26 protein-coding genes and 2 pseudogenes are annotated in these 23884 nt (G+C 65.8%); 11 read left to right on the top strand and 17 right to left on the bottom strand.

Annotated elements, in window-relative coordinates:
* Positions 1 to 5: 5 nt before the first annotated feature.
* The 4 genes from CBP34_RS01320 to CBP34_RS01305 all read right to left on the bottom strand — a co-directional run bounded on the left by CBP34_RS01320 (position 6) and on the right by CBP34_RS01305 (position 2655).
* Entirely contained in the window at positions 6 to 647 is a 642-nt protein-coding gene (locus CBP34_RS01320) for an alpha/beta hydrolase (RefSeq protein ID WP_094097077.1), read from the bottom strand.
* A gap of 84 nt (positions 648 to 731) precedes the next feature.
* Positions 732 to 1091 carry a (2Fe-2S) ferredoxin domain-containing protein gene (locus CBP34_RS01315; protein ID WP_086911055.1) on the bottom strand — a complete coding sequence of 120 codons (360 nt, stop codon included), beginning with the start codon at positions 1089 to 1091 and terminating at the stop codon, positions 732 to 734.
* Positions 1092 to 1100: 9 nt separating this feature from the next.
* Positions 1101 to 2198: a VanZ family protein gene (locus CBP34_RS01310; protein ID WP_086911054.1), complete on the bottom strand. Its 1098-nt coding sequence runs from the start codon at positions 2196 to 2198 to the stop codon at positions 1101 to 1103.
* 19 nt (positions 2199 to 2217) lie between these two features.
* Positions 2218 to 2655 (bottom strand): CopD family protein, encoded by a 438-nt coding sequence (locus tag CBP34_RS01305; RefSeq protein WP_094097076.1) that lies wholly within the window; start codon positions 2653 to 2655, stop codon positions 2218 to 2220.
* 110 nt (positions 2656 to 2765) lie between these two features.
* On the opposite strand from CBP34_RS01305, the gene hemB reads away from it, so the two are divergent.
* Positions 2766 to 3773 carry a porphobilinogen synthase gene (hemB, locus tag CBP34_RS01300; RefSeq protein ID WP_094097075.1) on the top strand — a complete coding sequence of 336 codons (1008 nt, stop codon included), beginning with the start codon at positions 2766 to 2768 and terminating at the stop codon, positions 3771 to 3773.
* 59 nt (positions 3774 to 3832) lie between these two features.
* Positions 3833 to 4964, top strand: a pseudogene (locus CBP34_RS01295) (magnesium transporter CorA family protein).
* A gap of 36 nt (positions 4965 to 5000) precedes the next feature.
* Here the strand turns inward: CBP34_RS01295 and CBP34_RS01290 are convergent.
* Positions 5001 to 5690, bottom strand: a complete 690-nt coding sequence (locus CBP34_RS01290) for a dienelactone hydrolase family protein (protein WP_086926306.1) — start codon at positions 5688 to 5690, stop codon at positions 5001 to 5003.
* 205 nt (positions 5691 to 5895) lie between these two features.
* Between CBP34_RS01290 and CBP34_RS01285 the strand changes: the two genes are divergently transcribed.
* Positions 5896 to 6531, top strand: coding sequence for a MarC family protein (locus CBP34_RS01285; protein ID WP_086911050.1), 636 nt, complete (start codon positions 5896 to 5898; stop codon positions 6529 to 6531).
* Here the strand turns inward: CBP34_RS01285 and trhA are convergent, their stop codons facing one another.
* The 3 genes from trhA to CBP34_RS20265 are packed head-to-tail and all read right to left on the bottom strand — an operon-like array spanning position 6532 to position 7446.
* A complete protein-coding gene (gene trhA, locus CBP34_RS01280) occupies positions 6532 to 7170 on the bottom strand; it encodes a PAQR family membrane homeostasis protein TrhA (RefSeq protein ID WP_094097074.1) in 639 nt (212 codons plus the stop codon).
* Between the two features lie 8 nt (positions 7171 to 7178).
* Positions 7179 to 7349, bottom strand: a complete 171-nt coding sequence (locus CBP34_RS19600; protein WP_167372716.1) for a hypothetical protein — start codon at positions 7347 to 7349, stop codon at positions 7179 to 7181.
* Positions 7312 to 7446 (bottom strand): hypothetical protein, encoded by a 135-nt coding sequence (locus tag CBP34_RS20265; RefSeq protein ID WP_255378701.1) that lies wholly within the window; start codon positions 7444 to 7446, stop codon positions 7312 to 7314. The genes CBP34_RS19600 and CBP34_RS20265 overlap by 38 nt, the downstream gene beginning before the upstream one ends.
* A gap of 165 nt (positions 7447 to 7611) precedes the next feature.
* Here CBP34_RS20265 and CBP34_RS01275 point away from each other — a divergent pair, with 165 nt between their 5' ends.
* Complete coding sequence (locus CBP34_RS01275) at positions 7612 to 8625, top strand: M14 family zinc carboxypeptidase (protein WP_236748483.1); 1014 nt, start codon at positions 7612 to 7614, stop codon at positions 8623 to 8625.
* Between the two features lie 244 nt (positions 8626 to 8869).
* Complete coding sequence (locus CBP34_RS01270) at positions 8870 to 9640, top strand: alpha/beta fold hydrolase (RefSeq protein WP_094097072.1); 771 nt, start codon at positions 8870 to 8872, stop codon at positions 9638 to 9640.
* Between the two features lie 137 nt (positions 9641 to 9777).
* On the opposite strand, the gene CBP34_RS01265 is transcribed toward CBP34_RS01270, so the two are convergent.
* From CBP34_RS01265 to CBP34_RS01235, 7 genes are all read right to left on the bottom strand, one after another.
* Positions 9778 to 10302: a hemerythrin domain-containing protein gene (locus CBP34_RS01265; protein WP_094097071.1), complete on the bottom strand. Its 525-nt coding sequence runs from the start codon at positions 10300 to 10302 to the stop codon at positions 9778 to 9780.
* Positions 10303 to 10483: 181 nt separating this feature from the next.
* Positions 10484 to 11062: a hypothetical protein gene (locus tag CBP34_RS01260; protein WP_086911046.1), complete on the bottom strand. Its 579-nt coding sequence runs from the start codon at positions 11060 to 11062 to the stop codon at positions 10484 to 10486.
* 99 nt (positions 11063 to 11161) lie between these two features.
* A complete protein-coding gene (locus tag CBP34_RS01255) occupies positions 11162 to 11380 on the bottom strand; it encodes a CsbD family protein (protein WP_086913876.1) in 219 nt (72 codons plus the stop codon).
* A gap of 241 nt (positions 11381 to 11621) precedes the next feature.
* Positions 11622 to 12290, bottom strand: a complete 669-nt coding sequence (locus CBP34_RS01250) for an ABC-type transport auxiliary lipoprotein family protein (RefSeq protein ID WP_094099006.1) — start codon at positions 12288 to 12290, stop codon at positions 11622 to 11624.
* 11 nt (positions 12291 to 12301) lie between these two features.
* A complete protein-coding gene (locus CBP34_RS01245; RefSeq protein ID WP_086911045.1) occupies positions 12302 to 13279 on the bottom strand; it encodes an MlaD family protein in 978 nt (325 codons plus the stop codon).
* Positions 13279 to 14118 carry an ABC transporter ATP-binding protein gene (locus tag CBP34_RS01240; protein ID WP_094099005.1) on the bottom strand — a complete coding sequence of 280 codons (840 nt, stop codon included), beginning with the start codon at positions 14116 to 14118 and terminating at the stop codon, positions 13279 to 13281. Before CBP34_RS01240 ends, CBP34_RS01245 begins: the two co-directional genes overlap by 1 nt.
* A 217-nt stretch (positions 14119 to 14335) precedes the next feature.
* Positions 14336 to 15457 (bottom strand): MlaE family ABC transporter permease, encoded by a 1122-nt coding sequence (locus CBP34_RS01235; RefSeq protein ID WP_086926302.1) that lies wholly within the window; start codon positions 15455 to 15457, stop codon positions 14336 to 14338.
* Positions 15458 to 15729: 272 nt separating this feature from the next.
* Between CBP34_RS01235 and CBP34_RS01230 the strand changes: the two genes are divergently transcribed.
* Positions 15730 to 17409, top strand: a complete 1680-nt coding sequence (locus CBP34_RS01230; RefSeq protein ID WP_094099004.1) for a GMC family oxidoreductase — start codon at positions 15730 to 15732, stop codon at positions 17407 to 17409.
* Between the two features lie 87 nt (positions 17410 to 17496).
* Here CBP34_RS01230 and CBP34_RS01225 read toward each other — a convergent pair whose 3' ends face one another.
* Complete coding sequence (locus CBP34_RS01225) at positions 17497 to 17832, bottom strand: hypothetical protein (protein ID WP_094097070.1); 336 nt, start codon at positions 17830 to 17832, stop codon at positions 17497 to 17499.
* A 12-nt stretch (positions 17833 to 17844) separates the two neighbouring features.
* Positions 17845 to 19161 (bottom strand): ammonium transporter, encoded by a 1317-nt coding sequence (locus CBP34_RS01220; protein ID WP_094097069.1) that lies wholly within the window; start codon positions 19159 to 19161, stop codon positions 17845 to 17847.
* Between the two features lie 428 nt (positions 19162 to 19589).
* On the opposite strand from CBP34_RS01220, the gene CBP34_RS01215 reads away from it, so the two are divergent.
* The 5 genes and pseudogenes from CBP34_RS01215 (at position 19590) to CBP34_RS01195 (ending at position 23873) form a co-directional block, all read left to right on the top strand.
* On the top strand, positions 19590 to 20348 hold the full coding sequence (locus CBP34_RS01215; protein ID WP_087743058.1) for a sulfite exporter TauE/SafE family protein: 759 nt from the start codon (positions 19590 to 19592) through the stop codon (positions 20346 to 20348).
* A 180-nt stretch (positions 20349 to 20528) separates the two neighbouring features.
* Positions 20529 to 21290, top strand: coding sequence for an ABC transporter substrate-binding protein (locus CBP34_RS01210; protein WP_086928559.1), 762 nt, complete (start codon positions 20529 to 20531; stop codon positions 21288 to 21290).
* A 27-nt stretch (positions 21291 to 21317) separates the two neighbouring features.
* Positions 21318 to 22099 (top strand): annotated as a pseudogene (locus tag CBP34_RS01205) (amino acid ABC transporter permease).
* Entirely contained in the window at positions 22096 to 22839 is a 744-nt protein-coding gene (locus CBP34_RS01200) for an amino acid ABC transporter ATP-binding protein (RefSeq protein ID WP_086911038.1), read from the top strand. Before CBP34_RS01205 ends, CBP34_RS01200 begins: the two are co-directional and overlap by 4 nt.
* A 137-nt stretch (positions 22840 to 22976) precedes the next feature.
* Positions 22977 to 23873, top strand: a complete 897-nt coding sequence (locus CBP34_RS01195; protein WP_086911037.1) for a DMT family transporter — start codon at positions 22977 to 22979, stop codon at positions 23871 to 23873.
* Positions 23874 to 23884 lie beyond the last annotated feature (11 nt).

Below are 23884 nucleotides of genomic sequence, written 5' to 3'. Positions count from 1 at the left end.
GGGCTTCACGGCCCGGACTGGAGGTGGCGCACCACCAGATTTTTCAGCAGCGTCAATTGTCCGTGAAAGAAATGGCCGCCACCGGGGACGACTGTGACAGGCAGTATCTGGGGCCGCGCCCAGTCGAGCACGGCCGACAGCGGCACGGTATCGTCCTGCTCGCCATGCAGCACCAGCGTGCGCAGGTGGGCTTCGGGCGGCACGGGGGCCACCGTGAAGCGGCTCGCTGCGGTGCCGACCAGCACCGCCTGCGCTACCTCGCGCTCGCCCCACAGCGCGGCCAGGGCGTGGCTGGTGACAAAAGCGCCAAACGAAAAGCCAGCCAGCGCGATCGGGCCCTGGGGCGCCACCTGCTGCACCACGGCCAGCAGGTCCTGCAGCTCGCCACGCCCCTCGTCGTGCGCACCGGCGCTGGCGCCCACGCCCCGGAAGTTGAAGCGCACCGTGGTCCAGCCGCATTGGGTGAAGGCACGCGCCAGGGTCTGCACCACCTTGTTGTCCATGGTGCCGCCAAACAGCGGATGGGGATGGGCAATGATGGCCACGCCACGGGGGGCCGTACCGCCCTGCAGGGACGCCGCATCACGGGCCGCCTCTATGGCGCCTGCGGCACCGGTCAGCGCCAGGCGTTCGGTTTGTGCATTCACGGATTGCTACTTATTAAATAGCATTTAGCGCTTACCAGATAAGCGCTAGCTGCCAAAATCACTCAAAGAACCGTAGAGCCGTGTTCAGCGCCCAAGTTCCGCTGGCGTGAGCAGTCGCTCAACGATCTGGCCGTTTTTCAGGTGCGACTCCACGATTTCATCCACATCGCTGGCGTCCACATAGGAGTACCAGGTGCCTTCGGGATACACCACGGCCACGGGGCCGGCGGCGCAGCGGTCCAGACAGCCCGCCTTGTTTACCCGCACCTTGCCGGGGCCCGCAAGCCCCGCCGCCTTGACCTGCGCCTTGCACCGGTCAAAGGCTTCCTGGGCGCCGTGGTGGGCGCAGCTGTTCTCGCCGTTGGCGCGGTCGTTCAGGCAAAAAAAGATATGCCGGGCGAAATAGCCGGGTGCTGCGGGGGGAGTGGAGGGGGTGTCGCTCATGGAGCCATTCTAGTTTTGCGGGTCCCGGCGCGACACCCGAAAGAGCACATACGCCAGTGCGGCATAAGGCCACAACCAGCCCAGCCACTGGCCCAGACCAAAAAAGCGGATGAAGCGTCCTTGCTCCCATATCTGTAGCGTCTGGGCAAAATAGGCACTGGCGGGCGCCTGGTTGAGCAACCCCAGGTGCCAGGCCAGCGCCAGCAGCAGCAGCGCCGCACTGGCGCGCCGCGGCAGGGCCAGCAGCAGCGCCGCCAGTGCTAGCGCTGCCCCCACCCCCACGCGCGTGGGCAGCTCCAGCCAGCTCCAGGCATGCGACGGCCCCCAGCTCAGCGCCGCCGACAGGGCCGTCACGCCGATGCCCACCCCTGCCACGCCCACGGCGAACACGGCGCGGCGCCCCATGTGGCGAATGACGCAATAGCCCAGCAGGCAGGGAATCAGCAGCCCCAGGGTCACGCACAGCAACTCGCCGCCCGGAGACAACGGCTCCAGCGGCACATCGCGCACTGGCAGCCATTCGAGAAAAGGCGTGTCGGCCAGCAGGTCTTCGAGGGCCTGTTCCAGCCGCTCCAGCACCTGGCCCAGGCCAAACGGCACCGCCGCCGGAAACAGCAGCGCCGCAGGCCACAGCGCCAGCAGCACCAGCGCGCCGCGCGCATCGCGCACGAACCAGCGGGCGCGGAAATCGCTCCAGCGGTCGATGGCACCCCAGCGCTCCAGCAGCGCCGCCGTGCACGCCCCCGCCAGCGCTCCCGCCGCGTTGAGCAGCAGGTCGAGGTTGGACGGCACACGCCGGGGCAGGTAGATCTGCAGGTATTCCATCACCAGCGACAGCAGCGTGCCCGCCAGCGTGGCCAGCAACACCGCCCCGCGCTCGCTGCCCGAGCGCAGCAGGGCCAGCACCAGCAAGAATCCCAGCGGGGCGTAACCGGCCATGTTGATGGCGACATCAAACCCCGTCCAGTAAGGCGGTGGCAGCGGCGCCGACAGAAAAACCCAAGGGTCGATGCCCTGGTCGCGCCAGCCGTCAAACGGGAACAGGCTGGCAAAGACAATCAGCGCTGCATGGATCAGCGCCAGCGGCCAGGCAGAGGTCTTGTGCACCGGCGCGAACTCCCTGGTCTCAGAACGGCTTGACCACCACCAGCACCACGGCAATCAGCAGCAGCAGCACGGGCACTTCGTTGAACCAGCGAAACCAGACGTGGCTCTTGCGGCTGCTGTTGGCGATGAGCTTGCGCAGCAGCACGGCGCAGGCGTGGTGGTAGCCGATCACCAGCAGCACCACGGCCAGCTTGGCGTGCATCCAGCCGTTGCCCTCTGACGCCGGGCCGCGGCCAATGCCATAGCCCAGCCACAGCCACAAACCCAGCGCCACGGCGGGCACCGCCAGCATCGTGGTGAAGCGCAGCAGCTTGCGCGCCATCAGCACCAGGCGCTCGCGCTCGGCCACCGAGCCGGGCGCCACCATCGCCAGATTGACAAAAATGCGCGGCAAATAGAAAAGACCCGCAAACCAGCTGGCCACGAAAACGATGTGAAAGGCTTTGATCCAGAGCATGCCTGCAGTTTAAGGGCCACCGCACGCAGCGGCAGTCGGCAAAAAGCCCAGCAGGTCCGCTCACATGGGCGAGGGGCGCAAAGCGACACAGGGGCTTCATAATCGTTTCCATGCACCTCTCCAGCCCCACCCCCTTTCCGCAAAGCCGCCCACGCCGCCTGCGCCGTGACAGCTTTACCCGCAACCTGGTGCGCGAACATGCCATCACGCCCCACGACCTGATCTACCCCGTTTTCGTGCACGAGGGCCAGAACCAGCGCGAGGCCGTGGCCTCCATGCCCGGCGTGGACCGGCTGAGCCTGGATCTGCTGCTGCCGGTGGCCGAGGATTGCGTGAAACTGGGCATTCCGGTGCTGGCGCTGTTCCCGGCCATCGACCCGTCGCTCAAGACACCCGATGGCAAGGAAGCGCTGAACCCCGACGGCCTGATTCCGCGCGTGGTGCGCGCCCTGAAGAAAGAGTTTCCCGACCTGGGCGTGATGACCGACGTGGCGCTCGACCCCTACACCAGCCACGGCCAGGATGGCGTGCTCGACGAGACGGGCTACATCATCAATGACGAAACGGTCGAGATTCTGACCGGCCAGGCCCTCACCCATGCCGAAGCGGGCGTGGACATTGTTGCGCCCAGCGACATGATGGACGGGCGCATTGGCGCCATCCGCGAGGCGTTTGAGGTGCAGGGCCACATCCACACCCGCATCATGGCTTACAGCGCCAAATACGCCAGCGCCTTCTACGGCCCGTTTCGCGATGCAGTGGGCACGCGTGGCGCCCTGGGCAAGAGCAACAAGTTCGTCTACCAGATGGACCCCGGCAACAGCGACGAGGCCCTGCGCGAAGTGGCGCTCGACATCGCCGAAGGCGCCGACATGGTGATGGTCAAGCCCGGCATGCCGTATCTGGACATCGTGCGGCGCGTGAAGGACGAGTTCCGCGTGCCCACCTTCGCCTACCAGGTCAGCGGCGAATACGCCATGCTCAAGGCCGCCGCCGCCAACGGCTGGCTCGACCACGATGCCGTGATGATGGAAAGCCTGCTGGCCTTCAAGCGCGCAGGCGCCGACGGCGTGCTGACCTACTTTGCCCGCGACGCGGCACGCTTGCTTCAAAAATAATAGCTATTAGCGCTTATCCATAAAGCGCTAGCGGCCATTTTTATATGCAACAAGACGGCATGCGCATCTTCCACATCCACGCTGGCGGCGCGATCGAACTGAACGCGCTGCCGAGCCAGCCACCGAGCCAGGGCTTTTTCTGGGTGGCCTGCACGCGCACCGCCTTCGGTGAACAGCTCGGACAGATCCAGGCGTCGCTGCAGGCCACCACGGGCCTGCAGCTGGTGGACCTGCATGTCTCGGACCTGCTGAACGCGCAACTGCCTTCGCACTACGACTACACCTCGCAATACGACCTGCTGGTGTTTCGCCGCCTGGCCACCATGCAACCCCAAGCAGCCGAACCGGGCCGCACAGTGGGCACGGCGGCTGCGCCGGTGCGCCAGAGCGGGCCGCCGGTGCTGCGCCGCATCGACACCAGCCCGGTGGGGTTTGCCATGTTTGACCAGCTGCTGCTGTCGGTGCACCCCACCGACTGTGCCGTGCGCGATGCCTACGCCGCGCGCCTGCTCGCCGCCGCCCCACCGACCCCGCGAGGGCCGCGCCAGCCCGGCTCCCGGCGCGCGCCAGCCGTCCAGCACGGCCGACCTGATGCTGCGCGTGGTCAACATGATCGTGGACGCCTACCTGGACCTGCGCCGCGAACTCACGCGCCAGCTCGATCACTGGCAGACCGAGCTGCTCAAGCCCCGCGCACGCTATGTGAACTGGAGCTCGCTGCTGGAAGCGCGCCTGTCGCTGCACCAGCTTGACGACATCTGCGAAGACCAGCGCACTGCCGTGCAGCACTGGATCGACGAGCTGGACACCTGGGCCATGCCCGAAAGCAGCGCCGGTCAGCGCGACCTGGACCTGCTCAAGGTGCGCAGCCGCGATGTGCTCGAGCACATCGAACGCGTGGTGCACCATGTGCGCCGCCTGGAGCAAAGCACCGAAACCGCCGTGCAGATGCACTTTTCAGTGCAAAGCAACCGCACCAACGACATCATGCGCACGCTCACCGCACTGACCGCGGTGTTCCTGCCGCTGAACCTGATTGCGGGCATTTTTGGCATGAACTTCGAGTTCGTTCCGCTGGTGCACAAGCAGGACGGCTTCTGGTGGGCCATGGGCTCCATGATCACGATTGCCGTGGGCCTGGTGTCGCTGTTCTGGCGCAAACGCTACCTGGCGCGCACCGGCGGGCAGTAATACCGCCCGCCCCCACGCCACACGCAAACCGCCGGCCTAGCCCACGTGCTTTGCAAAGAAGGCCAGGGTGCGGTCGCGCGCGACCAGGGCCGAGGCTTCGTCATATGACCCGCGCTGGTCGCAGTTGAAGCCGTGGTCGGCCTCGTACACATGCACCTGCACCTCCGGATGCGCGCGCGCAAAGGCCTGCACGCTGTCCACCGAAATCCAGTGGTCGCGCTGGCCAAAATGCGCCAGCACCGGCACCTGGGGCTGGCGCGCCACCTCGTCTGCCGTGGTCATGCCGCCGCCGTAGTAGCACACCGCCGCCGACAAACCCTTGAGGCTGCAGGCCGCGCGCCATGTGAGCAGGCCACCCCAGCAGAAGCCGACAATGCCCACCTTGCCGCCACCGTGCTGGGCGGCATAGTCGATGGCGGCCTGGATGTCGGGCATGACACCGTCGCCGGGCAGTGCATCCACCGCCGTCTTGAAACCGAAGCCCACGCCCATGTCGGCCTCGCTGTAGCCCAGATCCACATCGGGTTGCACGCGCGCAAAGGTAGCGGGGGCCACGGCCAGATAGCCGCGCGCCGCGAAGCGGTCGGCCACGGCACGGATATGCGAATTGACCCCGAAGATCTCCTGCAGCACCACGACGGCGCCGCGCGGTGGCCCATCGGGCTGCGCCACCCAGGCGGGCACCACAAAACCGTCTTTCGACGTCAGATTGACAAACTGGCCCATGCAATTGCTCCTTAAGGGAAGAAAAAAGGGCTGTGGCGCCAAGGCACCACCGCCACCCTGCGACGCATTCCGGCCCCGTGCCGGGATGCTGTAATGCACCCCATTCTTGCAGGAGACCGGTTTTGCACAAAGTGCTGCGCTTGACCGGCACCGTCCGCACCACCACCACGCCCGCCCCCGCTTTGCGCATGTCAGGAAACCGCCGATGGATCTGAAACCCCTCATCACCTTGCTGGCCATCGTGAATCCGCTGGCCATCGTGCCGTTTTTCATCCATTACACGCAGGGGTTTTCCAGCGAGCAGCGCCGCCGCACCATCCGCACGGCGGCCCTGGCCTCGTTTTGCGTGATTGCAGCCTGCGCGCTGCTCGGCCTGCAGATCCTGGAGTTCTTCAACATTTCGCTGCAGAGCTTCCAGGTGGGCGGGGGCATGCTGCTGCTGATCAGCGCCATGAACATGCTCAACGCGCAGCCGGCCGAGGCCAAGACCCACACCCACGAGCTGGAGGAAGGCGCCGAGAAGGCGGCGGCGGGCAGCAGCATTGCCGTGGTGCCACTCACCATTCCCCTGCTCACCGGGCCTGCCAGCATGTCCACCGTGGTGATCTACGCCGACCGTGCGCAAACCTTCTGGCAGCACGCGGCGCTGGTGGGCTACGGCGTGGTGATCGCTCTGGCCACGGCCCTGTGCTTTTCGCTCGCCGATCCGATCGCGCGCGTGCTGGGCAAGACGGGCATCAACGTGATGACACGGCTGATGGGCCTGATCCTGGCGGCACTGGCTGTGGAGGTGATGGCCGACGGCCTGGGCAAGCTGTTCCCCATTCTCGGGGCGCGCTAGCTAACCGAGTACCGCCCAGGTGTGGCACGCCGTCCCCGCCGCCACAAAGCCATGCCAGACCGCATGGGCATAACGGATGCGCGCGTCCAGCACAAAAAAGGCCACCCCGACGGTGTAGGCGCAGCCCCCGGCCACGAGCCACTGGGCGCCCGCCGGTGAAGCCCGCTCCAGAATGGGCACCGCCGCCAGCAACACCAGCCAGCCCATCGCCAGATACCCGCCCGTGGACAGCCAGGGCGATGCCAGACGGCCCATGGCCTTGAGCGCCATGCCCGCAGCCGCCACCAGCCAGACCAGCGCCAAGGTAGCGCTGCCCCACGGTGCATCAAGATGGCCCGCCGCGAAGGCCGTGTAACTGCCCGCGATGAACAGATAAACCGCGCCGTGGTCCAGCTTCAGAAAAACCCGCTTCGCACGGCCTTCCGGCAAAGCGTGGTACACGGTGGACGCCAGGTACAGCCACACCATCGTGGCCACGAAAACGCAGACACCGACAAAGCCCTCGATACCCCGACTCCGCCCCCAGGAAACCAGCCAGGGACCGGCCGCGATGGCGGCGACCAGGGCCGCTGCGTGGCTCGCCGCGTTCGCAATTTCCTCGCCCCGGCTTTGTGGGCGAGGATGGGTGAGCCCACTCATCACGCCCTCTAGTGCGGGAGCGCGGTCTGCTGGCGGTCGCGCCAGGCGTGGTAGCGCGCCCGCTGCAGGGCAAAGAACTCCACCACACCCCACGCCATGCCACAGCCGACCAGGCCGCACAGCATCAGCCAGCGCAACACGTCAATCCTGCGCTGGCGCTGGGGTGGTGAATTCTTCATGGGAGAAACAGTCGTTGCCCGGCAAATCCAGGAAACGCCAGCGTTCGTCGAACAATTCGTCGAAGAGTCTTTGCAATCCGAGCAGTTTCCAGAGCATACGAGGCCTTTGGAGAAGGTTGTTGGCAGCTGCAAGGTAACTGCGGCGTGTGACAGTTTGGCGTCCGTCGGCGCATTTGCCACATCCAAATATCCGATTGACACGGCAGGCCGATCGGGCGGTATGCTGCGGCGTCCACCCTCTGCCACTCCAGCCACCACCACCGTGCCCGAAAACGATCTGCCCGAACTGCGGGCCCTGGAAAAGATCATGGAACAGGGCGGCCCGGACCTGCAGGTCCGCGTGGTGCGCGAGGTCAGCGTGGCGTCGGGACTGACGTTTCCCATCTATTCGATCGGCATTGGCAACCCCAGCCCCCAGATTCCCGCGGTCGGTTTTTTTGGCGGCGTGCATGGCCTGGAGCGGATCGGCGCCGAGGTGGTGATTTCCTATCTGCAAAACATCGTCATGCGGCTGCGCTGGGACACCACGCTGCACCAACAGCTCGAGCATGTGCGCCTGGTGTTCATGCCCATCGTCAACCCCGGTGGCATGTGGGCTGCCACGCGCGCCAACCCGAACGGGGTGGACCTGATGCGCAATGCGCCGGTTGAGGCCCTGGACCGCGTGCCCTTCCTGATGGGTGGCCAGCGGCTGAGCGCAGGCCTGCCGTGGTATCGCGGCCACTTTGGCGAGCCGATGGAGATCGAGAGCCAGGCCTTGTGCGAGGTGGTGCGCACAGAGCTTCTGCCCCGGCCCTTCAGCATTGCGCTGGACTGCCATTCGGGCTTCGGCGTGCGCGACCGACTGTGGTTTCCGTTTGCCCATACCCGCAAACCCATCGCACATCTCAACGAGCTGCATGCGCTCAAGACCATCTTCCTGCAGGCGCACAGCCACCACCAGTACATCATCGAACCCCAGAGCGCCCAGTACCTGGCCCACGGCGACCTGTGGGACTACCTGTACCTGCAGTCCTGCGAGCAGGCTGAACGCATCTTTCTGCCGCTGACGCTGGAGATGGGCTCGTGGATCTGGATCAAGAAAAATCCGCGCCAGCTGTTCTCGCGCATGGGCATCTTCAATCCCCTGATCGACCACCGCCAGCAGCGGGTGCTGCGCCGGCATCTGGCGCTGCTCGACTTCCTGTCGCGCGCGGCATGCAGCCACCAGCGCTGGGTCCCCGGCAAGGAACACTACGAACTACACCGCGCCAACGCGCTGGCCGAGTGGTATTAAAACTAGAAACGGCAATTGACCGCTTTGCATCCATTGCCAAGTTACATGACATCTATCGCTGATGACATCGATGGCGTTCGCCTTATGGGTGAGAGCGCTATGCACCCGCCAGCACCGTGCTCAGGGCACCATGCGGCGTTGCTCCTCCTTGCGGGCAGGAGCCCGCTGCGTCGTCGCGCCTTGCCTGGCACCCCGATCTCGGCGCTACCGGGCGCATCCAACTGCCGTTTCTAGGTTGAGCCCCATGGACACCTGGATTCTGTTGCGCGGCCTCACCCGGGAAACCGCCCACTGGGGCCGCTTTGCGGACAACTTCCAGAGCGCATGGCCCGATGCCCGGGTCGTGACGCTCGACCTGCCGGGCAACGGCCAGCTCCATGCCCGGCGCAGCCCGCTCACCGTGCAGGGCATGGTGGCGGCCTGCCGGGCCGAGCTGGCCAGACAAGGGGTGCGCCCGCCGTTTCGGCTGTTCGCCATGTCGCTGGGCGCCATGGTCGCCACCGAATGGGCACGCACGGCACCGGCGGACATCGCGGGCTGCGTACTGGTGAACACCAGCTTTCGCCCGTTCAGCCCCTTTTTTCACCGGCTGCGCCCGCGCAACTACGCGGCATTGCTGGGCCTGGCGCTGCGGCCCCGATCGCCCGAAGCCATCGAACGCACGGTGTGGCGGCTGACGAGCAATGCGCCCGACCCGCGCAACGCGGTCATTGACGACTGGGTGGCCGCCCGCGCCCGGAACCCGGTGTCGGCAGCCAACGCCCTGCGCCAACTGGTGGCGGCGGCCCGCTACCGCGCGCCCACCGTGGCACCCAGCCCGCCCGTCCTGCTGCTGGCCAGCCAGAACGATCAGCTGGTGGACAGCCGCTGCTCGCAAGCCATTGCCCGTGGCTGGCATTGCGACCTGGCATTGCACCCACAGTCCGGCCACGATCTACCGCTGGATGCGCCCCAGTGGGTGCTGGAGCAGGTGCAGCAGTGGCTGGTGCAGGAGCCCCACCGCGCGGAGCACTGATGTGAATACAAGCCAAAAAAGGTTGTAGACCACGAGCATCATGGGCCTGATGCTATTAAAATTAAAGCAATTGGATGGGGCTGCTGCGGGGCAGCGCCTGGCCACTGCCCCTGGTTGCCTATCGGCCGTACAGGCGTTCAGGCCAGCGCGGCTTCTGCCGCGCCAGCCACCGCTGCATGGCTGCCTTCGTCGGAACAACTCGCACCGCCGCAACCGTGAATCAACCCCTCGGGCAACGCATCGGGGGCGTGCACCACACCGGTGGTGGCGTCAAAACCCACCCGGCGCAAATGCAATGCCAGCGCCGCGTCCATGCTTTCCGCATGCTGGGGAAACCACAGCGCCAACTCGGCCGCCATGGCACGCACCACATGCAGCTCGCCCCGGCCGCCGGCGCGCTCGGCGCCCTCGCGCATGACCTGCAGCACCACCTTGTGTTGCATGGCGTGGCAATTGCCCGAAGCAAATCGCGTGGCGGCCATCCACGCATCCTCCTGGCCAAAATGTTGCTCGGTGTGCTCGACCAGGGCCTGCCAGGCAGCCACCAGCGCAGCGTCGTCGGCCGCCTCCACCGCAGCCAGAAGATCCACGAACTCGCGGTGGGTGTCATCCATGAGCGGCAGGTCCAGTGCCAATGCGTCGGACCATTCGAGTGCAGACATTCTTGACTCCTTGCGTCACGAAAAAGGCGTGAGCTTAGGGCGCCAGGCCATGCCATGTGTTGACGCACGTCATGGGTCTTGCGTGCACGCCACAACGCAAGAAAGCCCCGCACAGGGCGGGGCTTCGGGGGGGCAGGCAAATGTGCCTGCCAGCTGCGCGGATGCGCTGCTGCCCGTCTATTTACTGGCCGTACATGCGCTTGGCGTCGTCCACGCATTTGGACTTGAGGTCGCCCGACATCGCGTCGCAACGCTCCTTGGCGGCCTTGTAGTTGGCCTCGTTCTTTTCCGCGGCAGCGTCCTTGCGCGCCTCGGCAACGGCAGCGCCCTTGGCGGCCGGCGTGTCGGCCGGCTTGGCCTTCACTTCGGCAACCTTGGCGTTTTCCTTGGCCGTCACATGGGCCGCCTTGGCGTCTTTCACGCAGACGTCCTTGGCGTTACCGCTGAGGTCGTCGCATTTCTCCTTGGCGACTGCATAGTCGGCATCCGCCCGGGCTACGCGGGCCTTGTAGTCGGCTTTCGGGCTGGGTTTGTATTTGGCTTCCAGTTCGGCCTTGGCGACATCTTCATGGCCCTTGGCTTCCTTGACGCAAATGTCCTTGGCGTTGCCCGTCAGGGCATTGCATTTGTCCTTGCTCGCCTTGTATTCGGCCGAGATGGTGTCTTTCGCCGCCTTGTACTCTGGCTGGGTCAGGGCAAAAGCGCTGGTGGCCAACAGGCCGGCGGTGACGGTGGCAATCAATGTGCGTGCAATTTTCATGGCGGATACCTCAGTGGAAATCGGAAAGGGGCGCAGGCGCGGCAGCGCCTGCGGGCAGGAAACGGCGTTCAAAGGCCGTAAGCGGAAACGCGCAAGGCATCAATCCTTGAAGCGGAAATCAGGATGGCGGTCCTGCCATTCCTTGAGCTGTTTTTCAGCTGCGTCACGGGCGATGCCGTGGCGTTCCTGGAGCTTGCCCAGAAACTGGTCGCGCCGGCCGGCAATCACATCGAAATCGTCATCGGTGAGCTTGCCCCATTGCTCGACCAACTTGCCCTTGAATTGCTTCCAGTTGCCTTGGAGGGTGTCTTCATTCATGGTGTGTGCTTCCTCGAAAAATTTCGCCTCAGCCATCCACCCGGAATGCGTGGAACATGTGCGTGATGCGATGGAGTCCACTGTAAAAACGACAGGCGCTGCGCCGCGTAGGCCATGCCGAGAACCACGCGTCAGCCCAGGCCTACGGTCCTGACAGACAAACACCCCGCATAGGACACCGGCAGAAGGCATTGCGGCGCCCTGCCCTCGCAACGGCAGGCAGCCGGGTTGAAGGCGCAGCTCAGCGACCCAGCTGCTCCAGCCACTGCGCCAGCTCTTGCGCCACCTGGTCCGTGGCCTCAGCCAGTGCCCGGGTGCCGCCTGCGGCATCGGCACTGGCCGCAGGGCGCTGCACGATGAAAACCCGCTGGCCCAGCAGCATTTCACCGGCCTGGGCGGGCTCTGCCAGGGTGGCACGCAGGCGCACCAGGCTGGCGCTTTCGGCGGCGCTGGTGAAGACCTGGCTGAACTCCTCCACGTCCACGCGCAACACGGTGGGCAGCTTGCCGCCCGCGCGGGCCTGGGCCGCACCGCTTTCGAGTGTGAGCACGGCGCGGCGCTGACCCAGCTGGTCGCGCAGGCGCTGCTGCACCAGTTGCGCAGGCGGCTGGCTCCATCGGGCCTGGGTGTAGGGGCGCAGCTGCCGGGCATCGGCGTAAGCCAGGCGGTAGAGCACGGCGGTGCTGCCTTCGATCAGGCCCGGCGCCTCGACATCGGCCAGCGCCAGGGGCGGCAGCGGTGCGCGCCGGTCGCCGGCCACTGGCGCCATGGCGCCCGGGCCGAAGTCGTAGTGCACGGGCCGTGATGGTGGCGATGGCAACGCCGAGCATCCCGCCAATAAAATAGCAACAAATACGGCTCCAGCGCTTGATTTGCGAGCGCTGGCAGCTATGAATTTGATAGTTTTCATGGCGAATTGCATCAGGGTTGAACCGTGGGTGCCTCAAAGCCGGGCTCGCCCGGGCCAGCGCCGGCCCGGCCGGTGCCATAGATGAAGAGTTGCGGGTTTTCGTTGATTCCACCGGCCGTGCGCCCGAACTGGCGCGCGGCACGCGAGGTGTCATCTGCCGCGCGGTTGACGCGCGGCAGGGTGCTGTTGCCAAACTGGTCGGCGGCGCGCGCCAGGGCCTGGGTGCCCTGGGTGATCTGATCGAGGGCACCACCTTCTGCACTCAGGCGTCGGGTGGTCTGACCGATGTCAGCGGCCAGCGTGGACACCTGGGCGCCGGCCTGCTGCAGGGCCTGCAGGGTCTGGCGTGCGTCGCCCGCCAGTGGCGGCAGGGCCGCCAGGGCCGGGTCCAGACGCTCTTTCACCGTGGTGTCCAGCCGCTGGGTCAGGGCCGCCACGCTGCTGGCGGCCTGCCCCATGCCATCGAGTGCCTGGCTGAACCGTTTCTGGTTGTCATCGCCCAGCAACTGGTTGATGCGGTGCGTGGCTTCTTCCACCTGACCCAGGATGGCGGGGCCTTGCTCCGCCAGGCGCGACAGGGGCGAACTGCGCAGCGGCAGCCGCGGCAGGCCGCTGGGGCCGGGTGGCAATGGCGGCTCCGCCACCCCCTCATCGTCCAGCTGCACATGGGCCAGGCCGGTGACGCCCTGGTAGCCCAGCACGGCGAAGGTGCTGGGGGTGATGGGGGCCTGGTCATTGACGGCGATGCGGATCAGCACGTTGCCCGGAACCTGGGGGTCGAAGCCGATGCGCGTGACCTTGCCCACGGCCACGCCCTTGTAGCGCACGGCGGCCTGGGGCTGCAGGCCGGTGACGCCGTCCTTGCTGGTCATTTCGTATTGCTGATAGCTCGTGTTGTCGCGGGTGAGCCAGATGGCCAGACCCGCCAGCATGGCGGCCACCACCAGCACGAAGATGCCGGCGGCGAGGGCGTGGGCTTTGTTTTCCATCAGGATTCCTTGGCGGTGACCAGGGTGTGCGCGGGCGCCATGGCGCGCTGGCCGCGTTCACCCAGAAAAAAGTGTTCGATGAACGGATGAGGGTAGCGCGCCACCTCCGCCGGCGCGCCGGTGACGATGACTTTCTTGTCCGCCAGCACGGCCACGCGGGTACTCAGCGCAAACAGGGTATCGAGGTCGTGCGTGACCATCACGACGGTCAGGCCCAGCGCCGCATGCAGCTCGCGCAGCAAGGCCACGAAATCGTCCGCGCTGCTCGGGTCCAGCCCCGCCGTGGGTTCATCGAGCAGCAGCAGCGGGGGATCCATGATGAGCGCCCGCGCCAGGGCCACGCGTTTGACCATGCCGCCCGAAAGGTCGGCAGGCATGCGGCTGGCGTGCTCGGGCTCCAGGCCCACCATCTGCAGCTTGACCAGCGCCGCATCGCGCACCACATCGGCCGGCAACGTGCCTTGCTCGCGCAGCGCAAACGCCACGTTGTCCAGCACGTTGAAAGCCGAAAACAGCGCGCCATGCTGGAACAGCATGCCCACTCGGCTGGCAGCGCCTTCGCGCCCCATTTCCGAGGCCGGCTGGCCCAGCACCGTGACGCTCCCGCGCGTGGGCATGGCCAGGCCCAGCATCTGGCGCAGCAGCACGGTCTTGCCCGTGCCCGAGCCGCCCACCAACGCCAGGATCTCGCCGCGCTGCACCGACAGCTGCAGGTCCTGGTGCACGGTAAAGGCTTCGTCGCCCTTGCCGAACGTGGTCCACAGGCCTTGCACGTCCACAACGGGTGGCTCGCCCGGCGCCATGGCAAGATCCTCGGGCGGCGCGGAACGGGCCATCATGGGCTGCCCCCGCAGTCCAAACACATGCTCACGTCGCTGAAAACCGACGCGTCCCAGGCCAGCGCCACCGTGGAACCGGCTTTGCCGGGCCAGGGGTGGCGTCCCCCTCGGGGCTGAGGAGCCGCGGCCCCAAGCCTGCCAGTGCAGGCCTGGACGGCTCCGAAGGGTTGCCGACTCTGGCGGCAACACCGGGCGCTGTGCGACTCAGGGGGGCTTCTCATATTCCGATGTTCTTGAACGCCACGGCAAACACCGCGTCCACGATGATGACCATGGTGATGGATGTCACGACCGAGGCCGTGGTGCCCTCTCCCAGGCTCTGTGTGTTGGGCTTGACGCGCAGGCCCCAGTGGCAGCCGATCAGGGCAATCAGGGCGCCAAACACCACCGACTTGGCCATCGCCAGCCAGAGGTTGCCGATCTTCACCGCTGCGGGCAGGGCCTGCGCGAAGTAGGCCGGCGAAATGCCCATGGCGACATCGGCCGCCAGCATGCCGCCGGCCAGCGCCGCCAGCGTGGTCCACACGCTGATGAGGGGCATGGCCAGCGCCAGCGCCAGCGTGCGCGGCAGCACTAGGCGAAAGCCGTGCGGAATGCCCATCACGCGCATGGCGTCGAGCTCTTCGGTGACCCGCATCACGCCAATCTGCGCCGTGATGGACGAACCCGACCGGCCGGCCACCAGGATGGCCGCCAGCATGGGCCCCAGTTCGCGAATCAGCGAAATGCCCAGGATGTTGACGATGAACGACTCGGCCCCGAACTGGCGCAGCTGCAAACTCATCAGGTAAGCCAGCACCACGCCGATCAGAAAACCCACCAGCGCTGTGATGGGCAGCGCCGTGGCGCCCATGCGGTACACATGGCCCGACACATCGCGCCAGGGCCCGCGCTGCGGGGCTCGCGCCAGCCGCACCAGGTCGAGCGACAACTGCCCTACCAGTTGCACCATGTGCCTGGCGTGGTCCAGGCCGTGCAGCACCAGCACGCCGAGGTGATCCATCTGCTCGGACAGGCGCCAGGGCTCTGCCGGCGGCGGCACCACCGTGAGGCTTGCCACGCGTTCCAGCATGGCACGCTGGAGATCGGTGAGCTGCACATGTTCGGGCCACTTCTGGCCCCATTGCTTCCAGAGCAACTGCGCGCCCACATGGTCCAGCCATTGCAGGCTGCGCAAATCCCAGCCACCCGCAGGCGCCGCATGCTCGCGCAACTGGGCCGCCAGCGCGCGCCATTGCGTGCGCTGGCCCAGCTCGGCCGCACCCCAGCGTCCCAGCAACTGCGCCTGGGGCCCTTGGGGTGATTCAGCACGGACGATGCGAGGCGACAGTTCGCTCATGGATGGGGCGGCGTGAGCCACCATGGTTGGGAAAAATCAGGTGCGCCGCGTCGGCGGCACGCGCCGGGACAACGCACAGCACACAAGCACAGCCGCAAGCCCCGTGCATGCAATTATTGTCAAATTGGCTGCTAGCGCAACATCAACAAGCGCCATTAGCTACAAATAGCGTAGCAATTCGTGTTTCTACCCTCGACAGGTAGATTACCCACCGCACAATGGCGCCCAACTACTTTCTTGTTCCGCGTACCGCCGCAGCCAGCATTCCATCCATGAGCGACACCACGTTTAACTACATCATCATCGGCGGCGGCACGGCCGGCGCCCTGCTCTGCAACCGCCTGAGTGCCGATGGCCGCAACCGCGTGCTGCTCATCGAGGCAGGCCGCAAGGACGATTACCACTGGATCCATATCCCCGTGGGCTACCTTTACTGCATTGGCAACCCGCGCACCGACTGGCTCTACAACACCGAGCCCGACGCCGGCCTGAACGGCCGCACGCTGCGCTACCCGCGTGGCAAGACGCTGGGCGGCTGCAGCAGCATCAACGGCATGATCTATATGCGCGGCCAGGCCCGCGACTACGACCAGTGGGCCGCACTGACGGGCGACGACAGCTGGCGCTGGGACAACGCCCTGCCCTACTTCCGGCGCCACGAAGACCACTGGCGCCTCGATCAGCCCGGCGGCGTTCATGAGGACTTCAAGCGCCTGCACGGCAACAAGAGCACTGGCGGCACGGGCGAATGGCGCGTGGAAAAGCAGCGCCTGCGCTGGGACGTGCTCGACGCCTTTGCCCAGGCCGCGCAGCAGGCGGGCATTCCGGCCACCGACGATTTCAACGGCGGCAACAACGAGGGCGTGGGCTACTTCGAGGTCAACCAAAAAAATGGCTGGCGCTGGAACACCGCCAAGGCCTTCCTGCGCCCCACCTGCTACGGCCGCCCCAACTTCGAGATGTGGACCGCCGCGCAGGCGACCCAGCTCATCATCGAGACGCAGCCGGACGGCAGCCAGCGCTGCACCGGCGTGCAGGTGTGGGACGGGCACGAGATGGTCACTGCCAGCGCCACGCAAGAGGTCATCCTGAGCGCCGGCGCCGTCAACTCGCCCCAGCTGCTGCAGCTGTCGGGTATCGGCCCCGCCGCACTGCTGCGCCAGCATGGCATTGATGTGGTGCACGACCTGCCCGGCGTGGGCGCCAACCTTCAGGACCATCTGCAGATCCGTACCGTGTTCAAGGTGCAGGGTGTGGAAACCCTCAACACCATGGCCAACACGCTGTGGGGCAAGGCCAAGATCGGGCTGGAATATGCCTTCAAGCGCAGCGGCCCCATGAGCATGGCGCCGTCGCAGCTCGGCGCCTTCACGCGCAGCAGCCCCGACCAGGCCTGGCCGAATATCGAGTACCACGTGCAGCCACTGTCGCTCGATGCCTTTGGCGAGCCGCTGCACAGCTTTCCCGCGTTCACGGCCAGTGTCTGCAACCTCAACCCCACCAGCCGGGGCACGGTGCAGATCAAGAGCGGCCGCTTTCAGGACGCGCCCGCAATCGCGCCCCGCTACCTCAGCACGCCCGAGGACCGCAAGGTGGCGGCAGACAGCCTGCGTGTCACGCGCCGCATCGTTGCGCAATCTGCACTCGCCAAATACCAGCCCCAGGAATGGAAGCCCGGCGTTCAGTTCGAAACTGACGAAGACCTGGCGCGGCTGGCAGGCGACATCGCCACCACCATCTTCCATCCCGTAGGCACGACCAAGATGGGGCGGGACGATGACCCGATGGCGGTGCTCGACGCGCAGCTGCGCGTGCGCGGTATTGGCGGCCTGCGCGTGGTGGATGCAGGCGCCATGCCCACCATCACCAGCGGCAACACCAATTCGCCCACGCTGATGCTGGCCGAGAAGGCGGCCGAGTGGATTTTGCAGGCACGCAAGACCGCCTCCTGAAGCGCTGGCCCGCCGGTCCCGCTGACCATGCGGTGGCGGCCGCAGGCACATGTGCAGTCGTCACCAAGCCCCAGGGTGGGAACGGCTTCAGCGGATGCCGCCCACGTAGCGCGGCAACTCTGGCGGAGGCTCCGTGGACGGTGGTGGCGCGATGCGCTGGCGCACGGCCTGCGCGGCCACGTCCAGCAACGGGCGGCGCGCTGCGCCGGGTGGTTCGGCATGGACGGCGCGGTCCAGACGGTCGGCCCACTCGGCCAGTTCGGGAACGTTGTCTTCTTGGGCATGCTGGCGCGCAAAACGCACGATCTCCAGCGCATAGCCGGCGTTGACCGCCATCCATTCGGTATCGGTCACACGCCCCGTCTTGCGGCGCAGCAGCACATGCAGATGGGCCGCAATGGCGAGCCTGTCGGTGTCTGGCATGGCAAGGCCCTTTCAGCCGCCCAGGCGTTCACGATGCTGGGCAATGTCGAGCCCGGTCTGCTCGCTCTGCTCGTCCACACGCAGACCCATCGCAAAATTGACAAGCCACAGCAGCGCCGCCGTCACCACCAGGCTGTAGGCCATGACAGCGCCCACACCAATGGCCTGGGTGAGCAGGCTGCCCTGCACGCCCCCCACCGTTTTGCTGGCCAGCACGCCCGTGAGCAACGAGCCCACGATGCCCCCGATGCCATGCACACCGAAGACGTCCAGCGAATCGTCGGCACGCAGCAGGCGCTTGAGCCCCGTGGCGCCCCAGTAGCAAGCCAGCCCGGCCACAAGGCCGATCACCACCGCAGAGCGCAGCGTGACAAAACCCGCGGCCGGCGTGATGGCCACCAGACCCGCAACCAAACCAGAGCACAGCCCCAGCAGGGACGGACGCCCTCGCACCACCCATTCGCCCAGCATCCACGACAAGGCACCCGCCGCTGCCGCCAGCTGCGTCACCGCCATCGCCAGTCCGGCACGCCCGTCCGCCGCCACGGCAGATCCAGCGTTGAAACCAAACCAGCCCACCCACAGCATGCCGGCGCCCGCCATGGTGAGCCCCAGGTTGTAGGGCTCGAAGGGCTCGCGGCCATAACCCGTGCGGCGACCGAGGAACCAGGCACAGACCAGTCCGGCCACGCCCGCATTCACGTGCACCACCGAGCCGCCGGCAAAGTCGAGCGCACCCATCTGGGCCAGCCAGCCGCCGGGTTCCCACACCCAGTGCGCCACGGGGGCGTAGACCACCACGGTCCACAGGCCGATGAATACCAGCATGGCGGAAAACCGCATGCGCTCCACCAACGCCCCCACCAGCAGCGCGGCCGTGATGATGGCAAACGTAAGCTGGAACATGGCGTACACCGACTCGGGGATGCGCGGTGCCACATGGCTCACCGCCAGCTTGCCTTCTGCCAGCTGGAAATCGAGCCCCGCGAATCCCAAGCGGTCCAGTCCCCCCAGCCAGGCGCCGCCCGGCGTGAACGCCAGCGAATATCCCGCCGCAAACCACAACAGGCTGACCAGTGCCGCAATGGCGACCACACTGGCCATGGTGTTGAGCACGTTCTTCCTGCGCACCATGCCGGCATAAAAGAGTGCGATGCCCGGTAGCGTCATCAGCAGCACCAGGGCGGTGGCAGTCATCATCCAGCCGGTATCGGCCGCGCTCACCGTGTCCTGTGCCACCAGCGTGGGGCGCGTCAGTGGCGCCGCAGCTGCTGGCGCCGCCGCCCCGGTGGCTGGGTTTGCCGCGGCCGGCGGCGCTGTCTGGGCCATCGCACTGACGCATAGCCCCAGGCTCAATGACACGACCGCAATGAACCAGTGCATGAATGACCGCATAAGCGCTCCCTTTCGCATATTGTTACAAGCGCGTTGCACAAGCCATGCCAGCCAGAGCCCGCCAATTCGGGGCAAAAGCGGCATTGGAGGCCCTGCAAATGGGTGCGGGAAACTCCCAATGCACCACCGAAGTGCAGCCGCTACAGTTGCAGCACTCGAAAGCGCGCTTCGGTGTGCCAAGCGAGGGGCCCGAGGAGACATCTCTACCAACAATCAAATTCCAAGCACCCAACGAGGTGCATTCTTTTTTCAGGCGCCGGCGATCCCGGCGCCTTTTTCTTGCCTGCTTTGCGCGCACGCCGCACGAAGCACGGCGCATAAAAGTTCTAAATTGATAGCAAACCAGGTGCGAGAATCCAGCGATGGAATGGATTTTTATCACCCTGGCCTCGCTGCTCGCAGGCTTTGTGGATGCGATTGTGGGCGGAGGGGGGCTGGTGATGGTGCCGGCACTGTTTGCGGCTTTTCCGGGCGCGCCACCGGCCACGCTGCTGGGCACCAACAAGGCGGCATCGGTGTGGGGAACGGCCATGGCCACCTGGCAGTACAGCCGGCGCGTGCAGATCCGCTGGCCCGCCATGCTGCCCGCTGCAGCGGCCGGATTCGTGGGCGCATTCGCCGGCGCATGGACGGTCACGGTCATGTCGGCCGACTTCCTGCGCAAGCTGCTGCCGCTCGTCCTGCTGGGCGTGCTGGCCTACACGCTGGCCAAAAAGGAGCTGGGTCGGCACCACACACCGCGCTATGCCGGCCGGGCCGAAGTGCTGGCTGCCTGCCTGATCGGTGTGCTCATCGGTTTTTATGACGGCTTCTTCGGGCCCGGCACTGGCAGTTTCTTCGTCTTCCTGTTCGTGCGGCTGCTGGGCTACGACTTTCTGAACGCGTCGGCCTCGGCCAAGTTGCTCAACTGCGCCACCAACATTGCCGCCATTGCGCTGTTTGCAGCCAAGGGCCATGTGTGGTGGCACTACGCGGTGACGCTCGCCGTGGCCAACGTGCTGGGCAGCCTGCTGGGCACGCACATGGCGCTCAAGCACGGCGCGGGCTTTGTGCGGGGCATCTTCATCGTGGTCGTGGGCAGCCTGATCCTCAAGACGGGCTACGACGCCTTCCTGCGCTGAAGCGCCCGCCCGCACTCGCTGCGAAAGCAACAGCCCGGGCGGCAGGGCCTGCCCTCTATAATTGATTGCGACATTTTTGTGACGCCCGCCACCTTTGGGCACTATCATTTTCCTGGCTCCGGTTGCGTGACCCGCAAGCCGGATTTTTTGTATCTGTACCACCCCAAGACAGGATTCACCATGAAGCTCTTCCAGTTCATCGCCTCCGCTGTGGCTCTGTGTGCCGCCTTTTCCGTGCAGGCCCGCTCCCTCGATGAGATCAAGAAGGCTGGCAAGATCATTGTGGCCACCGAAGGACAGTTCGCGCCCTTCAATTACTTCAAGGGCACCACGCTGACGGGCTTCGAGGTGGAGGTGGCAGAGCTCGCAGCCAAGAAAATGGGCTTGAAGATCGAGTGGAAAACCATCGGTTTCGATGCCCTGCTGACCGGCCTGAAGCAGGACCGCTGGGACCTGGTGATCGCATCCCACGGCGTGACCGATGAGCGCGCCAAGGCCGTCACGTTCACCGCGCCGCACTATTGCTCTGGCGGCATGGTGATTGCCATGGACCCCGCAATCCGCAGCGCCAAGGACCTGGCCGGCAAGATCGTCGCCGTGCAGACCGGCACGAGCTACCTGGAAAATGTCCAGAAGGTCACGACCATCAAGGAAATGAAGAACTTCCCCACCGATGTGGATGCGCGCAGCGCACTGACCTCGCGCCGGGTGGACGCCTGGGTGACCGACCGTTTCGTTGCCAAGGAAGTGGTGGCGAAGAACCCCAAGGCAGGTCTCCAGTTGGGTGAAATGGTGTTCATCGAGCGCATCGCCTCGGCGGTTGCCAAGGGCAACCAGCCCCTGGCCGATGCGTGGAGCAAGGCCCTGGCCGAAACCATGGCCGATGGCAGCTACGCCGCCGTGTCGAAAAAGTACTTCAACGAAGACGTACGCTGCAACTGAAAACGGGGCTCCGGCCCTCTCTGATCCATGCTCATAGCCCTTTGGCCGCGCCACTGGAGCCGCCCGCAGCGTAGCAATGCCACGCTGATTGCGGCCCTGGTCCTGATGGTGTTCATGCTGGCCCTTCTCGGCCAGATACTTTCACTTTTTCCCGAACCCATTGGCTCCAACGCACAGGCATTTTCCGATGGCGCGCGAACCACCCTGTGGTTGACGCTGATCAGCGGCGCCGTGGGCCTGGTTTTGGGCACGGCGGCCGCACTGGCGCGCACCGCCCGCTGGATAGGTTTGCGCTGGCTGGCGGGTTTCTACATCTGGGCCATTCGCGGAACGCCATTGCTGGTCCAGATCCTGTTTGTCTACTTCGCGCTCCCGGTGCTGGTGCCTGGACTGAACCTGCCCGACTTTGCCGCCGCCGTGGTGGCGCTGGGGCTGAACGTGGGCGCCTACAACGCCGAAGCGATTCGCGCGGGCCTGCTGGCGGTGCCCCGGGGGCAGACGGAAGCGGCACGGGCGCTGGGTCTCGGCGCGGCCATGTGTTTTTCGATGTGGTGTTCCCGCAGGCTTTCAAGATATCGCTGCCGCCCCTGGTCAGCAACTTCGTGGCGCTGCTCAAGGATTCCTCGCTGGCCTACGCGATTGGCGTGGTCGAACTGACCAACGTGGGCAACCGCATCCAGTCCGCAACCTTTCAGCCCATTGCCACGCTGACCACCGTGGCCCTGACCTACCTGCTCCTGACCACGCTGGTGACCCAGCTTTCCAACGCCATCGAACACCGTTTTGATGTCGAAGGACGCATCCAATGAGCGACCCGACGCCTTACATCGTGGCAGAGAATGTCTGCAAGTCCTTTGGCACGAACCAGGTGCTCAAGGATGTTTCCACGCACTTCAACACCGGCGAGGTGACCGTCATCATTGGCGCGTCAGGCTCTGGAAAAAGCACCCTGCTGCGCGCCATCAACCGGCTGGAACCGCACGACAGCGGCACCATCCGCATCGGTGGCGTACCCGTCACCGACGACCCCCGCACCCTGCAGCAGCAGCGCTGCGAAGTGGGCATGGTGTTCCAGCAGTTCAACCTGTTTGGCCACATGAGCGCGCTCGACAACGTGGCACTGGCCCCACGGCGCCTGCGCCATCTCGCCAGGGCCCAGGCCAACGAGCAGGCGATGACCCTGCTGCGCCGCGTGGGCATGCAGGACCACGCGCACAAGTACCCCTGGCAGTTGTCTGGGGGACAGCAGCAGCGCGTGGCCATCGCCCGTGCCCTGGCCATGGCGCCGAAGGTGATGCTCTTCGACGAGCCCACGTCGGCGCTCGACCCCGAGATGGTGCAGGAAGTGCTCGATGTGATGCGCGAACTGGCGCGCGGCGGCATGACCATGATCGTGGTGACCCACGAGATGGGTTTTGCACGCGAGGTGGCTGACCGTGTGCTGTTTTTCGACAAGGGGCGCATTGCGCACGATGCACCCCCTGCCGAGTTCTTCAACAATCCCGGAAACGACCGTATCCGCGCCTTCATTGGCCGGATGGGTGCCTGAATAGCGCCTACAGGCCGGATGACCGCAAGGCACCCGGCAACGGAGGCTACGGTACGAACGTCCTGTCGTCTCCCGCTCTTTGACCCTCAGCGCACGGGCCAGGCCCGTGCAAGCGCTGGGGACTTGTCCCGATATTTATGCGATCTGAACGTTTTGGCCTCATCGCCCTGCTGGTGGTGACCGCCGTGTGGGGAACCACCTTCCCCGCCATGAAGCTGCTGTCGGCGCACCTCGATGCCCTGCAGATCATCTGGTTGCGTTTTGCCCTGGCCCTTTTGGTGCTGGCTCCGCTGTGGGTGGGCATGCGGCCCCAGGAACGCCTGTGGGGTTGTACGCTGGGACTGCTGCTGTTCCTGGCGTTCTGGCTTCAGATCGAGGGCCTGGCGCGCACCAGCAGCAATCGCAACGCCTTTGTCACCGGGCTCAACGTGCTCGTGGTGCCATTGATTGCCATGGCGGCCCTGGGGCGCCGCTATGGCTGGCGCCTGTGGGCGGCCTGCGCCATGGCGTTCGCCGGCATGGCATTGATGTTCCATGAGAACGAGCCCTGGAATCTGGGCGATTCGCTCACGCTGGCCAGCACGGTGTTCTATGCCATCTATATCCTGGTGCTGGAAGAATGCGCACGCCGTACCTCGGCGCACCCGCTGCGCGCCACGCGCATGGCCGCGGCACAGGCCACCGTGATGTGCGCGGCCGCTACGGTGCTGCTGCTGGTGCGCGATGGCAGCATGGACTGGCTGCAATCGCTGGGCAACCTGCAGATGTCGAGCTGGCTGGCGCTCGTGTACCTGGGTTTTCTGGCCAGCGTGGTCGTGGTGACACTGCAAGCCTGGGGCCAGCAGCGCGTGGATGCCATGCGCAGTGCCATCGTGTTTGGCCTGGAGCCGGTTTTCGCCGCCCTGACCGCCTGGGCGCTGCTGGGCGAACGCCTGGGATGGCACGGGCTGAGCGGAGCGGCGCTGATTGTGGCCGCACTGGTTTTCAGCCAGATCCAGCCACCCAAGCGGACCGTGGTCACCCCGGCCGCATGAAGAGGCCAGGG

The organism is Acidovorax carolinensis (assembly GCF_002157145.1).
In the GTDB taxonomy this organism is placed as follows: domain Bacteria; phylum Pseudomonadota; class Gammaproteobacteria; order Burkholderiales; family Burkholderiaceae_C; genus Acidovorax; species Acidovorax carolinensis.
This window is presented reverse-complemented; position numbering and strand designations above follow the sequence as displayed.

What these genes read in the sequence shown, in the direction of transcription:
- CBP34_RS01235 (WP_086926302.1), bottom strand. Translation starts at nt 15,457, where the DNA reads ATGAGCGAACTGTCGCCTCGCATCGTCCGTGCTGAATCACCCCAAGGG.
- CBP34_RS01265 (WP_094097071.1), bottom strand. Translation starts at nt 10,302, where the DNA reads ATGTCTGCACTCGAATGGTCCGACGCATTGGCACTGGACCTGCCGCTC.
- CBP34_RS01270 (WP_094097072.1), top strand. Translation starts at nt 8,870, where the DNA reads ATGGACACCTGGATTCTGTTGCGCGGCCTCACCCGGGAAACCGCCCAC.
- CBP34_RS01210 (WP_086928559.1), top strand. Translation starts at nt 20,529, where the DNA reads ATGAAGCTCTTCCAGTTCATCGCCTCCGCTGTGGCTCTGTGTGCCGCC.
- CBP34_RS01220 (WP_094097069.1), bottom strand. Translation starts at nt 19,161, where the DNA reads ATGGCCCAGACAGCGCCGCCGGCCGCGGCAAACCCAGCCACCGGGGCG.
- CBP34_RS19600 (WP_167372716.1), bottom strand. Translation starts at nt 7,349, where the DNA reads ATGAAGAATTCACCACCCCAGCGCCAGCGCAGGATTGACGTGTTGCGC.
- CBP34_RS01290 (WP_086926306.1), bottom strand. Translation starts at nt 5,690, where the DNA reads ATGGGCCAGTTTGTCAATCTGACGTCGAAAGACGGTTTTGTGGTGCCC.
- trhA (WP_094097074.1), bottom strand. Translation starts at nt 7,170, where the DNA reads ATGAGTGGGCTCACCCATCCTCGCCCACAAAGCCGGGGCGAGGAAATT.
- CBP34_RS01255 (WP_086913876.1), bottom strand. Translation starts at nt 11,380, where the DNA reads ATGAATGAAGACACCCTCCAAGGCAACTGGAAGCAATTCAAGGGCAAG.
- CBP34_RS01285 (WP_086911050.1), top strand. Translation starts at nt 5,896, where the DNA reads ATGGATCTGAAACCCCTCATCACCTTGCTGGCCATCGTGAATCCGCTG.
- CBP34_RS01225 (WP_094097070.1), bottom strand. Translation starts at nt 17,832, where the DNA reads ATGCCAGACACCGACAGGCTCGCCATTGCGGCCCATCTGCATGTGCTG.
- CBP34_RS01230 (WP_094099004.1), top strand. Translation starts at nt 15,730, where the DNA reads ATGAGCGACACCACGTTTAACTACATCATCATCGGCGGCGGCACGGCC.
- CBP34_RS01315 (WP_086911055.1), bottom strand. Translation starts at nt 1,091, where the DNA reads ATGAGCGACACCCCCTCCACTCCCCCCGCAGCACCCGGCTATTTCGCC.
- CBP34_RS01240 (WP_094099005.1), bottom strand. Translation starts at nt 14,118, where the DNA reads ATGATGGCCCGTTCCGCGCCGCCCGAGGATCTTGCCATGGCGCCGGGC.
- CBP34_RS01260 (WP_086911046.1), bottom strand. Translation starts at nt 11,062, where the DNA reads ATGAAAATTGCACGCACATTGATTGCCACCGTCACCGCCGGCCTGTTG.
- CBP34_RS01195 (WP_086911037.1), top strand. Translation starts at nt 22,977, where the DNA reads ATGCGATCTGAACGTTTTGGCCTCATCGCCCTGCTGGTGGTGACCGCC.
- CBP34_RS01250 (WP_094099006.1), bottom strand. Translation starts at nt 12,290, where the DNA reads ATGAAAACTATCAAATTCATAGCTGCCAGCGCTCGCAAATCAAGCGCT.
- CBP34_RS01200 (WP_086911038.1), top strand. Translation starts at nt 22,096, where the DNA reads ATGAGCGACCCGACGCCTTACATCGTGGCAGAGAATGTCTGCAAGTCC.
- CBP34_RS01215 (WP_087743058.1), top strand. Translation starts at nt 19,590, where the DNA reads ATGGAATGGATTTTTATCACCCTGGCCTCGCTGCTCGCAGGCTTTGTG.
- hemB (WP_094097075.1), top strand. Translation starts at nt 2,766, where the DNA reads ATGCACCTCTCCAGCCCCACCCCCTTTCCGCAAAGCCGCCCACGCCGC.
- CBP34_RS20265 (WP_255378701.1), bottom strand. Translation starts at nt 7,446, where the DNA reads ATGCTCTGGAAACTGCTCGGATTGCAAAGACTCTTCGACGAATTGTTC.
- CBP34_RS01245 (WP_086911045.1), bottom strand. Translation starts at nt 13,279, where the DNA reads ATGGAAAACAAAGCCCACGCCCTCGCCGCCGGCATCTTCGTGCTGGTG.
- CBP34_RS01305 (WP_094097076.1), bottom strand. Translation starts at nt 2,655, where the DNA reads ATGCTCTGGATCAAAGCCTTTCACATCGTTTTCGTGGCCAGCTGGTTT.